This is a genomic window from Segatella baroniae B14 (assembly GCF_022024235.1).
Taxonomy (GTDB): domain Bacteria; phylum Bacteroidota; class Bacteroidia; order Bacteroidales; family Bacteroidaceae; genus Prevotella; species Prevotella bryantii.
This window is the reverse complement of record NZ_CP091799.1, coordinates 1,012,012-1,028,307: the sequence shown is the minus strand read 5'-3', so window position 1 is coordinate 1,028,307 and position 16,296 is coordinate 1,012,012. Positions and strand designations below refer to the sequence as shown.

At 41.3% G+C, this 16,296-nt stretch carries 5 protein-coding genes; all 5 read right to left on the bottom strand.

Translation table 11 applies throughout. From position 1 onward, the window contains the following. Nucleotides 1–210 precede the first annotated feature (210 nt). The 5 genes from L6469_RS04325 to L6469_RS04305 all read right to left on the bottom strand — a co-directional run bounded on the left by L6469_RS04325 (nucleotide 211) and on the right by L6469_RS04305 (nucleotide 16,276). The gene (locus L6469_RS04325) at nucleotides 211–6,606 is read right to left on the bottom strand and encodes a DEAD/DEAH box helicase (RefSeq protein ID WP_006282637.1); all 6,396 of its coding nucleotides are present in this window, start codon (nucleotides 6,604–6,606) and stop codon (nucleotides 211–213) included. Nucleotides 6,607–6,621: 15 nt separating this feature from the next. Then, complete coding sequence (locus L6469_RS04320; protein ID WP_039870566.1) at nucleotides 6,622–9,603, bottom strand: hypothetical protein; 2,982 nt, start codon at nucleotides 9,601–9,603, stop codon at nucleotides 6,622–6,624. Continuing rightward, nucleotides 9,600–10,376, bottom strand: a complete 777-nt coding sequence (locus L6469_RS04315; protein WP_006282635.1) for an HNH endonuclease — start codon at nucleotides 10,374–10,376, stop codon at nucleotides 9,600–9,602. The genes L6469_RS04320 and L6469_RS04315 overlap by 4 nt, the downstream gene beginning before the upstream one ends. A 63-nt stretch (nucleotides 10,377–10,439) precedes the next feature. Then, nucleotides 10,440–15,080: an Eco57I restriction-modification methylase domain-containing protein gene (locus tag L6469_RS04310; RefSeq protein WP_006282634.1), complete on the bottom strand. Its 4,641-nt coding sequence runs from the start codon at nucleotides 15,078–15,080 to the stop codon at nucleotides 10,440–10,442. Between the two features lie 35 nt (nucleotides 15,081–15,115). Beyond that, nucleotides 15,116–16,276, bottom strand: coding sequence for a hypothetical protein (locus L6469_RS04305; protein ID WP_006282633.1), 1,161 nt, complete (start codon nucleotides 16,274–16,276; stop codon nucleotides 15,116–15,118). Nucleotides 16,277–16,296 lie beyond the last annotated feature (20 nt).

The following is a 16,296-nucleotide window of genomic DNA, read 5'->3' as shown; positions in this document are numbered from 1 at the left end:
CATCGTGTTCCATACAACAATCATGATATATTTTGATTTTATTTTTGACATGGCAAAGGTAAATATCAAAAGTGCAGTCTATCTTCACAGATAAGATAAAGTGTGTTTTTCTTCTTATTTTTTTGAGCAGACATCAAAAAAGGAGCAACTCATTTTGAAATGAGTTGCTCCTTACAGTGTTAGCTATTCTGTTCTATTTAAAGGTTGTTTTTAACAATCCTCTAATGTTACATCAAATTTGATTTCCTGATTTCTGTACAAGTTAATCTCAGTATCATGTGTGATAGTTGAAATCTCGTATCGATGGAATTGACCGGGTGCATTATATATAGACCAACCGTTCATCAGACCACCGTCAGGATATATACAAAGGCGCTTTCCAGCGCATTCAAAGGACAAAACACGCCAGTGAGTCAAACTATTCTTTGGTTGTGAGCAGATAGGTAATATCGTTCCCTCTATGTGGTCTTCATAATCCAAATCCTCGTTCCACTGATGAGCAAGGCTTTCCAACCAACGATCTCTACCAATTCTACCATCTTCTTTAGTATATGAAGAAGGTATATTGGCCGTTACGCTATTCCATTTTCCACTGTCAGTATCATATCTCTCTAATTTGAATTCCAGAGAGAAAGGATTACCAATCTCCTTTACATAATAGCCCACAGTTTGGAGAGTCAGTACGATAGACATGATACTTTTCATGTGCTCATCTTGATAGCAGACCTTAACAGATTCTTTTGAATGTGTTTTGCAGTGGGAAATAAAACCGTTAATTAGATTTTCGGCTTTACTCCTAATCAACTGACCTAATTCTGAAGTTTTAATGTTTGTAGGATCACCATCTGTAAGTTTGAAAATCTTGGTGGTATTTTCCTCGACAGATATGTCTATGAAATCTGCTGTTGCTGCTATATTATTTGTTCGGATATAATATATTGTTCCATTTCCCCATTTGTCATTAAGCGTAATATGATTAGGGTTATTGGTGAAATATAGCCTTCCGTCAATATAAGCAAGTGGGTACAAGCCCTTGTCGATATAAGGATTCTTTATATGCAGAACTTCGTTGGCCCATCCTTTGATGGAACGCACCATGTCACGAATTGGTTCTGTCATGTGATGGTCAGAACATTCTGCCACACAGAACGAAGTCAATTGTCCGTGAGGTGCAAAATGATTAAGGAACTGTCCTCTCCAACAGTGGTCTGTTCCATCATACTCCCATTGGTCATAGTCATCATCCACAAATAAGATAGTTTCATTCTGAGAGGTGATGAATGCTCGTTGCATTTTGGCAAGCGAGGTTTCAGTGACAGTATCTCCAAACACAGCCTTAATAGGATCAGGCAAGACTTTGCGTGCAGCACGTTCTTCCTCAATCCATGCTTTGGCAGCTTGAATATCAATGTTATTGACATAATGGAGCGTAAACTTGTCAATTAAAGCTTCCTTATTCCCAGATTTTTCTGCTGCTTCCAAGATGGAACGTGACCGTTCTATCACTGATTTCAGCATATCCATTGCTGCCAACTGATTCGAGTAGCCAGAACCACCTGGGTTGGCATCAAATATACAAATATGTCCATTAGGCGTAATGGTAAAATCAAGGTCTGTACGCTCAACATTTAGTTCTTCTGCCAATCCTCTTGCAAACAGCAGTCCGAGAGTTATCAGCAGATTTTCTTCTTCACTGCGACCATTAATCCAGTCTTTCTTAAAATGACGGATTCTTATCTCCGTATAGTCGGTTTGGATGGTATCTCCAAGAACTACGTTACGCTTGATAAATTCCCTGCTGTTACAGCCCATACAATAGTTAGGCTTGTTTCCTTTCTTGATGAGAGAGAAGTGGAAATTTTCTTTATCATCGTCTTTCGACGGTATGTTGTTCATCTCTAACGGCAATTTGTCTGGGTCTTTTGAAGCGGCAGCAGGCCAGCTCTCCAGTACAGTCTTGCCACATTTGGTACAATGACAGTAACCAAACCCTGTGCCTTCATTGTAGTACAGAATCTGGCCATTACCACTTTCACGACTACTGCGAGAGTCAAACAAGTGAGGCTCTATCCTGTCTTGTTTCCACTCGTCAGCACCGATCAATTGAGCACTTACACGAGTATATACATTATTATCCAATATACGGCTTGCTGATTCATTCATGTCAGGAATGAACTCTGCAGGTTGAAGCAAGTCAAGTTCTGTATTAGCACTAACGCGCCATTTTTCCAAGTTCTCCAATTCATCTTTGGTATCTATTACAACCTGCTCCCTATTAAAGTAGAGTTTCTTGAAGGTAACTTCAGGTTTAAAGAAGTTAGTGTACCTGATACCACGGACAATACGTACCATACCGTCACGAGCTATTGGATTACCAGGTGCATACTGAGATAGGGCAGTACGCAACGGGTAGGAAGGATTGGACACTGTTAGTAATGAATATGTGTTCTGTGATGCGGAATTGATGTCAAACTCTATCACATTTACAGGCATGTTGGCATTTGGGGTAAAACGATGTGTTGCCCAATAAGAAAGTAGACGAGCAGCCAATGGTTCAATGAACTTCATTTCAAAGAAAGCCTGTTGCTTTGGGCTCTTTGCTTTTCTATAGGGTTCTGCATAGTCTTGAATGCGCAACTCTAATTCTGCATAGCAATTCTCGTTCATCTCACGAGCCTTAGCAACTACACTTTGTGGGGTGTGACTACTGAAAATAGTTCCACTTAATAGAATCCGAAGTTTTCTTCTTAACTTATCATCCAAAGCTTCACTACACTTGTTGTTGAAATACTCATATGGGGTGTCAGTTTCGTCGCCAAGCCCATCAAGAGGGCTAATAGGAGAGTGATCGACTTTTCTTTTTATCTTAAAGTGATTACTATCACCGTCTGGCACAATCTCATAATTCGTGTAATAGCTAATGACCTGTTCATTAACACTTCCTCCAGCCATTCCAAATACGCCAAACTCCCTTATAAGGAAAGAATTAATGTGTCTCTGAATGACCTGTGCGCTATTCAAGTCTACAGTCGGTGTATTTGTAGTCCGGAGAATGACATTCTCCATCGGGTTTAGCAGGGTTCTGATACCTACGGCATCTGAGCCACAAAGAGTAACACAAGCACTACGCACCTGTCCGCGTCGGCCACTTCGTCCTGCTCTCTGTTTATAGTTGGATGGCATAGGTGGAACTGATGTCATCATAACTAATTCGAGGTCTCCAAGGTCAACACCCATTTCCATGGTGGTAGAACATGCTAGGATATTGATGCAGTGGTCTTTGAAGTCCTCCTGCACTTGTCGGCTCACCATCTTATCAACCTGGGCGGTGTGCTCCGCTTGTATGAACAAATCAGGGAACTGGTGAATTTGGAGCAAACGGTCTGCATACGTACCGTTTGTTCCCCAAAGCTTATTGTCCCATAATATCTTCCTGTTATTCTGAGCCCATGATTCTATTTCCTCATCCGTTGGGTTCGGATTGCTGCTGTGATTGTGATATGGGAATGGAGTCCACTTCTCATGATACTTTTCATCTAGCGATACAGGCTCACCAGCAATGATATAGGGAGAATACTTATGGAAAGTAATGTCAACAGGACGTAGCCATTCTACATGATGGGTATCGCTACCAGTATTGGCATCACACAAATATACATCATCGTAAAGCTTGAAGCCAAGCTTTGCAAGATTTAGACGGTAGGGAGTAAAATGAACATCATTGATGATTTCATCTTTGTCCTTCACTTGCTGCCTGACCTCTGCATCATAATGTAATCCATGCTCCAGAAGCTCATATTTCAGGGTCAACTCGTTCCACATACAATCAATGACATCCTGTATATCTTGTTTGTAACTGCTGATAGCATTTGCTACCGTGATATGCTTGTCATTAGCCACAAGTTTTGCCACCAATCGAATGATACGGTTTCTATTTGCACTCTTATCCTTGATAACAGGCTTATGAACAGGACGACGCATCTCCTTCTTTGTCGCAAATCTAACACACTGGAAGATGTCAACTTCGTCTTTCTCATCCATAGTCAAGAATACACACTCACTCTGTCGTGCCGTGTAATCGAGGAACAACTGCATAAGGGAGAACCAGTCTTTCTTGGTAATCTGGTTTTCTGGAGCCAACTTTCCATTGAATACCTCGACCGCATCAGGTAGTTTCTGAGTTAATGCTGGCTGCAAATCGGCATAGTATGACGTGAATAATCCCATCGTTTCAGGGCTGGTTCCTGACAAGCTTCGGTGGGACAGATAATCGACCATGATGGAAAGAATATACTTTCTCTTTAGCTCTGGTCTGATGTTTCCTTCATCATCGAGTTCCGGGCTTAATTCGGAACGCTCTGCAAATTGCTGGCAGAACGTATCAGCCAGACGGTCTTGTAATAGCAAATCCAAAATATCCTGCCACGTCAGATAGTTGTTGGGCTTCAGTTCTGCCAATAGTTTGTCAATGGCAGCCTGGTCATCACCCTCCAGAATGTCGAGGTTCTTTACAGCCGCCTTATGCTCTGGGCTTGTTCTGTGAGTCGAATCGTAGATGCCCTCAAAATACTTGGTGGCTTCTTCCTTGGTCATGCTGCCAGCAGTTGCCATGCGGCACAACTCATGGAAGATGGTTCCGTACACCCACAGGCGTTCCTCTTCCAGATTCTGCTTGATTGTAGAACGAGCTGCCATTTGTCGGCTATCGACAAAGCTGATGTACTGTTGCCCTTTGTGCAAGAATATCTTCTTATCATCCTTTGGCTTACCTTCGGTCATTAAGTCGAGGGTAGAAGGAGCAATGAGCCTTGAAACGAAGTCGGGAGCAACCCTAAACTTCTGAAGTTTTTTTGTATCCTCTTCATCCGACTGTATCTGGTCAGGATTATCTTCATCCTGTTTTGACTGTTTGGTAAGTTTGGTTCCACAATAAGGACATTGGCACTGAGTGTTGGCTATGACATGCCATCCGTGACCTACACGATTATTTGCCGTAACGTTCAGCATCCTATTACCTTTTATGATATACGGAGCATTGTTGTCGAACTCTGTATCAGTACTGTTTGATGTGCCGAAAACATAATAGGTCTTTCCTGTATTTTCAGTTTCGTCAAGGTCAAACATGTCACTATCATCCATTGTAATCGGCTGATAAGCGATGCCATCATCCACCTTTAATTCTTCTGCTATAGCAACATATTCACCACAATGCTTGCAGCGACTCATTTCAAGCAAAGGTGCAGCATCGGGTTTATCATCCGGCATGCTCTCCATATATATTTTGAAGCTACCGTCTTCCTTGTAGTGAGGGTCTGCTATATCGACATATAAACCGTGGTTTGGCACACGATAGAAGTAGTGAACCTTCACACGTAAGTCTTCCAGTCCTTCATCTTCCGCAGTTTGGCACATCGCATCCAGTCGGTCAAGTTTTTCCTCAATAGTATTTCCGTCAGGAATCAACTCATCAAGCCGTAGATACCCGTCTTTGTTTTCATTCATCAGGCGAAGCCAATACTCTTTGTCAGCTTCAGGCAATGTGGCCAATCCCTTACGTTTACCATCCACATAGCGTACCTGGTTCACCTGTAATCCTGTTATGTCAGCGATGAAGTGCCTCAGTTCCTCTTTGGCTTGTTCATCACCACTCTTACCAATGGTGGCAGATGACGTAGCAAACCGAACATCGTTAGTAGTCACGCCGTATGCCATCAGCACACGTCTGATAAGCATGGCAATCTCAGCTGCTCCAGCACCAGTATAGGTGTGTGTCTCATCAAGAGCAATCCAGCGGAGTGTCTTCTTGTCTTCCTTGATAAGGTTTCTGTCTTTTTCTCTTAACAGAATATATTCCAACATGGTAGGATTAGTCAGCAAAATATTAGCAGGATGCTGACGCAATTCCTCTCTGGTAGCTATTATATGAGGAAATTTAGTCTCAATGATATTGCCATCCTTATCACGGATAATACCCTTGATAGCATCAATTTTCCTCATGACCTTCTTATAGTTGGAGTCCTTTTTTGATGGTATACCCTGAGGCATATCACCATTATAGACAGCGAATTTCAGTTTTGTGCCTGCCAGCAGTTTCTCCATACGGGTCTTTTGGTCTTCCATCAAGGCATTGAGAGGGTAGAGGAATATTGCCTGAACCTCTTCATAAACGTAGTTGTCTATCAAGTCCTGAACAAGAGGAAGCATAAAGCATTCTGTTTTACCGGAACCTGTGCCTGTTGTTACCACAATACTCATATTTTTTCCGTCAGGCGTTTTCTCCTTCAACAATGTTTTCCAACATTGATACTGATGTTCATATGGGAGGTACGACACTCCTGGTGGGAGTGTCTTCTTCCACAATGTTCCGAGCATTTCTTCTGCTTCATGAGCGTGTTCTGGATATACAGTTTCATAGTTGTTCATACATTGTACCAAAGGCATTGCATCTTTTGGGGCGAACACCTCTGGTATAAGTTTTGTCAACTGATTGATATAACCCTTCTGGCTTTCGTTTCTTGCTTCACCACACCACAGGGTCGACAGTGTTTTTTCTACTGCCGTCTTGTTCTTTCTGTATAGTTCTGCAAATCTAAACTTCTGCTTCATATATAGTGGTACTTGTTATTCTGTTATAATTACTACTTTATTCATCTCTATAAATTTAAATCTACACTCATCGTATAGTTTTAGGAAATCTCTTTCCTCGGTATTGCCAAGTGCATCAGCATCGTCCTTTATGAGTTTTAGAGCTTTATCAGCAATATCATCTACTTTTGGATAGGCGTTGAAGTTCCAATAGCTTTTCAGAAAGTTCTTCAGGTGCATCTGTTCCTGTTTATCTGTACATTTAGGGGTTCTGCCAAAAAAATCAGTAACTTTTGTTTTCACCATGTCACGCTCCTCATCCGACGAGAAACATGAAGCAATTTCTGATTTCCAGAGTTCTCTTGGGAGTAACATCCAGTCAAAGTGGAATTGCATGGCAAAACGATAAAGGTTTGCTATGTCAACATCATTAAGCTGATAGTCTCTTTTCTTTAAGAGAGGTAGAAATATATCCTTAATCTGGTTCCTTCCTGCAATGACCTTGATTAAAGGAGTAAACAGGAAGAAATATGCCTTGTGCTCAGCTACAGTTTCGAAACAATCCAAAGGAGCAATTTCTTCACTTTGAGTGTTATCGTCATCCCAGTCATCATCGCCCCAGTCATCATCGTCATTCGTAATGATAGTAGGGCAGCAGTAATGACGAGGCGAATCATCATCCTTCAAGCTCTGAAAAACTATTCCAGGTTCCTTCAGTTCACTTGGATTCTCTACAGGATAAGGATTGTCCTTGTAGTTCCAGGCATATAGGTTGGAAGGGCAATCTTCTGCTTTAGTGACATATATCTTCAGGTATTTAAGAGGAATATCCTTTGTGAGTTTCTTAGCCGAATACTCTGCAAAATAATTACTCATTGCGACACCTGTCTGATTGAAAGTGGGGAAGTTGTAGTACACAGAGCTTCTTTGTTTTATCTGATACTCCTTTACACCGTTCTCCGAGAAGTCACGAATGGAGAATTGCTCACAATTAATGAGAGGAATATGAATATCTTCATCCATATCGTAATAGCTGATAACCTTGCTCTCTGCATCGGTACTACGCTTCTGTGATAGCTCTTTTACGATGACAGGGCGATAGACATCAACCAAAATCTTAGCTTCCTTGGAACCGATCTCTAACTGCTTGGTGTCCGGCTCTTTTTCATCCAGAAGCTTATGGAAATCATCTTGTATATCCTCAACACCCTTCAAGGCTGTACAAATGCGCTGATGCTCAAAGTCACGCCAAATTGGAGGTTGTTCAGCATTCTCTGGTGCAAAAGGAACATAATAGACTTGTGGCTTGAAAACAACGCCCTTAACGGTCACGCGCAGACGTATGGCTCCCTGCTGTGGTTCTTCCTTGTTCCAGTCCACGTAACGGCCATTCTTCAGCCATTCCAAATCGTAGTCTGTTACAGGTTCACTTTCTTTTGTCTGGCCTGATGGATAGTGACGAACCTCTAAACCATTTCTGCCAAATAGTACTGGCATTTGTGGGTCTTCCTGGTACTCGTCTTCATCATATTCAGCATCAATGTATTTATAGAGGACATACAAGTTTTCCCTATACTTGATTGTCTTCAAGTATTTCTTAGTTACAACCTGATAAAGACCATTGCGATTGAAGAAAGGTGGCTCAACCTCTTTATCATTACTGTCTGCAATGATTACCTTATCATTGATGGGACACCAACAGTAGTCTTCACTTGTATCTTCACCATTACGGTAGTGAGCATAGACTACGGGCAAGTCACTATACTCCTCGGTCAAATGGTAGGCCGATGAGAAGATGACAACTGTGGGACGTTGTGAGTTGCGACGGTCAGAGAAAACGGTTGATTTCTTTGGCAGAGCATAGACCTGAATGTATTCTTTAACCTCCAACACTTGTACAACACGACTCTGGTCATCATATTTCATCACAATCTCCACCTTGTCAAACCTGTTGACAGGGACATTCACGTAGATGTTCTCGTCTGCTTTGTTGACCGATAGGAATCCTGTAGTTTCACTACCTGTATTATCATACTTGAACAGAGGTTCATCTCCTTTCCCTTCCTTCTGTATGTACTGGTTTCCATTCTTGAAGCGAAGGTAGAAATAGATGCGTCCTATATTCTCAGGATGCTCAATGCCCCATTCAGGTTGGCGAAGTCTGTCAAAGCCGATATATTGCTTCTTGCCACCACCTATCACTTCAGGCTTCAGCTTAACCTTCAGATGGCGGGTCATCTGGTTTCGACTGGCAGAATAACTGATGATCCATTCAAAATCAAACTTGTATTTCTTGGCCAATTTGTCGGCTTCCTCTATTCGACGTATCAACTGAGGAATATATGTATTCTCATTCCTGATGTCCGACTTGGCAAAAGGCAAGTTGCGATGACCTTGATCGTCTTTCTCCAGAATACACTTTAGATATTCATACAGACTGTGCTGACGCGCTATTGATTCTTGGAATGCAACAGCACGATTCCTGTCTTTCAGGTCTTCCAAGTCAATATCTTCGCCATGGAACAACTTACAGAGTAGAAAAAGAAGCTTGTCGTTTTCGTCACGTTTCAACTCTGCCTGTACTGCCAATCCTCCTAACACTTGCAGTGACTCCAGCCAGCGATAGGATGTCTTGTCTGGATTCTTCGAGGCATTATAGACATAGGTATTCTTGTCTATCTTTGCCAATTCATAGATTTTCTCTAATTCTTTGCTGGAAAGCGCAAGAATCTTATTCTCGTCAGTGGTGTCGGCTCCCTTATAGAAGCGTTTGTACCACTCGGCGAGATATATCACTACTATAACGGCAAATTCCTCCGTCAGCAGGTGGTCATGTTTTCCTGCATGGGAGGAGATACTATTATTGATGGCTGATTCAAGGGCGTAGAACTCTTCAAGAGATAGTCGGAGTTCCCAGACATAGGGTCTGCCTCGCAGTATACCCTGTCGTAGTTGTTCTACCCTATGAACCAGGCATTGTAGCAATTGTATGTCTTCTTGCGTTTTCAGCATATTCATTCGTTATATTTTATACCTTTGTAATGGTCTTTAAGTTCCTTCAGCGACATGCATTTTCCTTGACCTTCTACTCTGTGAATCATAGAATGACAGTTTGAGCACAAGGGAATAAGGTCTTTGGTAGGGTCAACCTTGTGAACTCCTTCGTAGGTATGGTGAGGATTCACGTGGTGTATTTCAATATAGCCTTCTCCGATGTCACCGTATGCTTTACCAAAGTCGAAACCGCAACAAATGCAGTGAATATGACCGCCCCATAGATGCTTATAGTATTCTATGCACTTGCGTCTCAACTCTGGATTGCGTTCCTTCTTGGTGAGGTTGTACTGATGTTCCAATCCCTCAGAATCGGGAGCATAGTCTGCATCGTTATGTTCGATTGTTGATTCAGATTTATCATCAACAGGAGAGTGATTTGTTGCATCCTCTCCGGGCACCAGAATGGGTGAACTTTCATTATGCAATGATTTCACAAACAACCTATACCACTTCAAAACTTCCGTGTAACGAGGCTCCTCTTGCTTATCGATGTTCTTCAGCACAGTATGAGCTTTAATCTTCTTGCGTAAGGACTCTATCTCATTCTCGTCCTGAATGTCGTAGATAGACGCATACCTCGTGCCAAAATATTCGTTGAGCGTAGGTGGCAGCACATCTTCAGCCGTCTCAATAAACACCTTGACTTCCTGAGCATCGTCCTCGAACTTTCCCATCATGAAATGATGGAAAAACTCATGAAGATCATCCCTCGTATAGTCTGTTCTATGTGTCATCTTTGCATAGTTAATATTATAATGACTTTATATGATGTAAGATTAGATAATCCATATATGGCGTTATTCCATAGGATTAATAAGAGATTCAATATAAGAAATTTCTTCTTGACTCAAATTATACTTGTTATATAAATCCTTATCATTCCATGTGCGAGAAAAATCTTGCATGGGAACAAATTGGAACACACCTCTTGGACAGTCTTGAGTTTTCTTTTTTATAGAAACCATGTATCTAAAAAATCTCGTTTTCATGTATGAAATTATGTTTTTACACTCTAATTCCGAGAAATTATGCTCTGTAGGACTATATCCAATGCATAAATAAGTAAATGAGCAAACGCTATTTGGTTCTCCATAGAATGGAGTGCCTATAACAATAGGATCATTCCCTGAGCCACCGGCCTTGGGCATGAACACTTTATGTAATGATATAGATTCTTTATTTCTTGGAACACACGAAATGTTTGTCCAACCATATCCATTCGAATCTAATTGTTTATTTACGTAACATTTTATATTATTTTCTTCACTGGGGAAGGGGCTGTAATCACTCCAGTTTGTCCCTAAATACTGATCGTTATCAAAAAAGTGTAATGGGCCAACTAAATTTGAAAAGTTATTAGTATCAAGTTTTCCACCTTCCTTGAAATTCACCTTATCAATTATTTCAGATGCTCTTACATCTCTAATAACAATACCAAATGGATTGTTTAGAGAAATGTCTTTTGAAGAAACAATTCCTTTTTGATGCAACTCATAACGACAATCGCCTTTATAGTTAGGCTCATATAGAAAATAATTCACGCCACCCTTTATTTCAACACCAGGAAAGACTTCTGAACCATCAAGATAATCTACAATTTTCACAAAATTGGCTGATGATAACATAGAATCAACCCATTTAGGATCTATTCCTATACCCATTTTATTCATCCATCTACTTGGAGAAATCATAGAAAGATGGTTGGGTGCAAGTTGCCTTGCGGCCTCAATAAACTGCGGATAAATTGCTGTTGCTTGGGCCCCATGACCAATTGTCATCATCTGATAAGGTGGATTACCTATTATTGCTTTAAATTTCATATTATTAATATCTTCGTTTGCTGTTTTTGGAATAGAATTGTATACATGCCAGAAGTCAACACCACGTACTATATCTTTACGGAATAATTCAGGCTTTGCACGAAGGACAGTTATCATGTCGCAATCAACTTTGGACATTCCATTTAACTGGAAAGTATTCCCTTGCTTAGTAATACCTTCGCTATCACGTTTTAATATTCCTGCAGTTATCAGGTCGTTAACTTCTACGCTTTGGCTATAACACTTTACATTCATGCGAATATCATTTTGGAATCCTGCAAGTGTTCGCTTGGTAATACTTACTGCCATTTTAGTGCGGCAGACTACAAAAATGTTATCTTGTAATACATCCTTCCATATCTCCAAATCATTTCCTGCTTGACGATAATATCCTTCGGAATCAGTACTCTTACCACGTTCTCCTGTTAACTCAATCTCACGGAAGGCTTTTTCTTTTGAAGTTTTGAATAACGAGTAAGCCATATAGAGGGGATATAGACCTGTTTTTGAGTTAATTTCCAGAATACGAGCATTGTAGTCACCAAAGATGTCTTGTGTAACCTTATTCGTGAAAACGATTTTTCCATTTTCATCAATTTTCATTCCAACAGGTCTGGCCATCTTTATATTCTCACCATACTCATTTTCTTCCGTATATTCAGCATCGAATTCCTCATTGAAGAAGCACCAGCCGCCCAAACAGTCGCTCATATGACGATTAACGACCTTCCATGGAGTCAATACGGTCTCTTTGTCTGGATTATGGAAGTATGAGAAAATTGTGGCAATCTTTGCAATACGGTCTTCGGTATTAAGATTGTCTGCTTCCTTCACCATCTGACGAATACGCTTAGCAGCACCTGTAAAAATGCTACGATCGAAACAACCCTTCAGGATATTGAACGTTTCTTTGGTGAAACCCTTCGGCATGAACTCGTCCCATGAAGCCTGGTCAACGATTTCGTCACTGGCAAAGTTGTCAATAGTGATTTCCTCGCCATCTTCATCGTTGATTTCCGCTCCATAAACCAACAGAGGAATACGGATGGCTACGCCACGGAGAACAGACATACGAGCACGCTTTTCTTTATTCTCTTGGTCTCGCTTCTTCTTCGCTTCATCGGTATTCTTCTCTGGATCAGTCCATTCTTTCCAAAGAACAGGTTTTGAAAAGTCTGTCCATTGGCCTTCAATGAAACGACTATTGGAAACAAATAGATAAGGGTATTGTTGAGTTGGATAACACATCTTATCATCCCATCCTTCTGTGTCAGTCATCGGACAACCATTATCATCACTCTCTGCTGACATAACAGGCTGAACAGGAATCTCGTTCTTGGCGGAAAGGAAGTAGATGTATTTAATCATCTCTGCATTCTTAGCATCGCCAATGCCTGTTTTATTAATATTTATCTTCTCTGGTTTCCATCCGGCAGGCATTGAACCTAATAGGTCGTGAACATCACCCAAAGCCTTCTCCTGCTCTGGAGTAAGGTTGAGCAACTGATCTGTATTGTAAATAGAGTTATCAGCATAACCGCTACGAACAGCACGCTCTATATATACATTAGACAATTTCTGGAAGATGTCAGAAGCAGAGAATTTTTTCCCCATTTCCCCCTCATCCATAGAGAGGACAGGACACAGTTTGATGAAAGCTTGAAGATGTTCTTCCTCTTCCTTCTGCTTGCGTTTCATCTGCTTCTTTCCGGCACCTTGCGCATCAACAGCCATCTTTGCCGTTTCTGCTACAGCTGTCAGAGCGCGATCAGGAGCAAAGTCAAATACATAGCAATCCGATTTCTGACGACCATTCAGTACAGCATGTGTCTGAACACGGAAAATTGTCTGCATGTAATTGGCAGCAGGGGTATTCTCAGAACCCTTCATGCACAAAACAGCAGTCCATTCAGGGACAGACACACCTGTTGTAAGCTTACCACATGAAAGTGTGATGGTACGCTCCTTGGCTGTTACCGCTTTCTTTTTCTTAGCACGTTCACGGTCTGGATCTGTGCTTGGGTCATAGCCGCGTATATTATCTTCAACTTCGGCCAAGGCACTACCATCCTTATCTTCAATGTTGCCATCACCAGCGGCATTGATGATATGGAAGCCTAACTTGCCTCCTTCACCAAATACCTTATCTTCTTTAAGAATCTCCTCTAATGCAGCAGCTTCTTTCACACCAGGCAGTAGCCAAAGGGTGTGACGGAATTTATCGCGAAATTCCTTGTCTGAGAAGGGGTATTGGCTCGTAGCGGATTTTGTGCGTAGTTTCTCAACAAATCTGCGCACGGCTCCTTCGTGAATGAACTTATCGACCTTGATTTCTGCCATCTGAGCCTTCAATTCTTCACGCTTCAGGGCATTTTGTTCGTTATCGATTCTTTTTTGTATGTCCGTCTTGTCCTTTTCCGTCCACACACGGAAGAACTCATGGAACTTGAATGTTTCATTGTTCTCAATGGCTTCGTCACGCACCATTTTTGGCAGAGTGAAAGTGAGAATTTGCATACGGGGAAGTTCTGCATATGGGTTAGGATCACCGAAATGCTTATCATCCCATTCCTGCTTGGCACGTTGCTCCATCACATAGTCCCATGTATATATCTCACCTTCATCGTACTTATCGAGCAGATTGAATGGAGTACCTGAAAGTGACAGGATGCGAGTTTTCTCTTTCTTCAGTTTTTCCATCACTCGAATACCGGCAGCGGCTTCAATACCCTCATGAGCTTCGTCAACCATCACGAAGTCCCAATCATACTCCATAATGGCTTTCTTTAACGGGTCAAAATGTTTTTCTTTACCACCCACATATCGGGACAGACGCAGATATTGCATGGAAACGAAGAACACTAAACGTTTATTTCCGGCATCAACCTGTTTGGTCAACTGATAGAAATCACCACCTGTAGTGTCGTCATCACTCATTCGAGTAGCATACACGTATTCCGGCATCTTACCAAAGATTTTCTTAAAGTCTTCATGCCAACCTTTATCGACTACAGGGCGATGAGTGATGATGAGTGTTGACTTGTAGTCCATTTCTTTAGCCACTTCAAGTCCGCTTAAGGTTTTGCCAAATCGCATTTTAGCGTTCCAAAGGAAAGCCTTACCCTTATCCTTCTTGAAGTGTGTTACCGTCTTTTGAATGGCTTTATTTTGCTCTGGACGGAACTTTATAGTTTCGTATCCGGCAGCTTTGCCATTTTTAATCTTGTTGATGGCCTCTTGTATGTCAGCCAAGAAACAATGAAACCAGATGTCTGCATCTTCTGCTTTGGTAGGGAATAACTCACTCTTGAACTTATTAAGCGTAGTAGAAGGGATGCCCATCTTATGCAGTGTGCGATAGACATCATCAGCCTTGTAGCACTTGGTGGACAGATTGTAGGTTGTACATTCTATAAATTCCAATTGATAATTTTTGCCCTGCATGTAAGAGCGTTTATCAAGAATGTCGCGGACAGCCTTAAAAAGTACTTGTTTATTAGGGTTGTCGGCAATGGCATTGTCCACAAATACCTCGCCGATTTTTAGAAGGTTGGCGTGCTTTCTGTCGTTAATTGAAAGAACGTATAGAAGCCTTGATTGGGTGATTGTATATTTCATGTTTATATTGTGTGGAAATAGTTTATCTCAGATTCTTATTCTTCTTCACCATCAGTCCTATTTTGACTCAGAAGTAAAGACTGAAATCTCAATTTCTGCCAAGGGTGAGATTTGGGATCTTCACCAGGCTTAAACTGATAATCTTTAGGTTTCTTGGTCTTGCTCCAGTCTCGAATGAGGCAGTGAACTCCTATATGACCTGTGATTGTACCATCTTTGCAACCTTTACATTCTCGCTTCTTTATCTCACCAAAGAGGCCGGTTTCGTATTGCTTGTCGCAAGAGTCAGGCACAACCATTTTAATACCGTCCATTTGCCAGATATTCCATGAAATGATTCTTGCAATACCTATGACTGAAGACCTCTTTAATTCTTCATTGGGAAACTTTGCCTTATAATGCTCAATAAAAGTATATAGTAAAGCTTCACGAGCCAACAGGAGATTGTCACCCTGCCATTCGTAGCCGTATGTGTGCATACATGCCTTACGTGCCCATTGAAGCCACTCGCTAGACGTTTCCGTGTTTTCACTTACAACACGAAGTTTGCGGTCAAGTAACCCTATACGGTTATGTAGAGGAATAGATTCTCCTGTAGTGGTATCATAACGACTTGCTAAGTAAGGAGCTTCACCACAAGTTATTTCCATGCGATTCTCTGTTACATACTTTTTCCAAGTCTTTTGCTTGTCACCTTCAGGAAATTCTATTTTCCCATCTGTAGCAACCCATGAATGTGTGCCGTCGGCGTTGATGATTTCATGATTGAAAACATCCTTGCGACCAAACCATGCTTCATCTATAAGATTATTTTGCGCATTACATACCCATGATGGAGTAAACACTTCTGCCTTATCTTTGGTGCGATCAGTCTGAAGACGTTTATCTTTAAAAACACGAGGCATAATGATTCGACCATTCTGCCCAATAATGTTTTCGGGTAATATTTGGTCATCATAACGAAAGCCGATTTTGTCTTCATCATTTTCCCTTTGGGCTTCGTAATCGCTGGTAGCCCAGAAAATATTTACGACTTTCGTACTATCATTATCTTCTTTACGCGCATGGGCAGACATCGTATGGTCTATCAGCAATTTTTTGAGCACATCGGGCTCGTAATCCCAGATGTCTTGTTCTGAAATATCTACATCGCTAATGTGCTCAAATATGCGATATTTTTTGTTGTCTTTAGCCATTTTATCTAAGTTACGGGTGC

Coding starts and splice junctions, on each gene's coding strand:
- L6469_RS04325 (WP_006282637.1), bottom strand. CDS start 6,606: ATGAAGCAGAAGTTTAGATTTGCAGAACTATACAGAAAGAACAAGACG.
- L6469_RS04320 (WP_039870566.1), bottom strand. CDS start 9,603: ATGAATATGCTGAAAACGCAAGAAGACATACAATTGCTACAATGCCTG.
- L6469_RS04315 (WP_006282635.1), bottom strand. CDS start 10,376: ATGACACATAGAACAGACTATACGAGGGATGATCTTCATGAGTTTTTC.
- L6469_RS04310 (WP_006282634.1), bottom strand. CDS start 15,080: ATGAAATATACAATCACCCAATCAAGGCTTCTATACGTTCTTTCAATT.
- L6469_RS04305 (WP_006282633.1), bottom strand. CDS start 16,276: ATGGCTAAAGACAACAAAAAATATCGCATATTTGAGCACATTAGCGAT.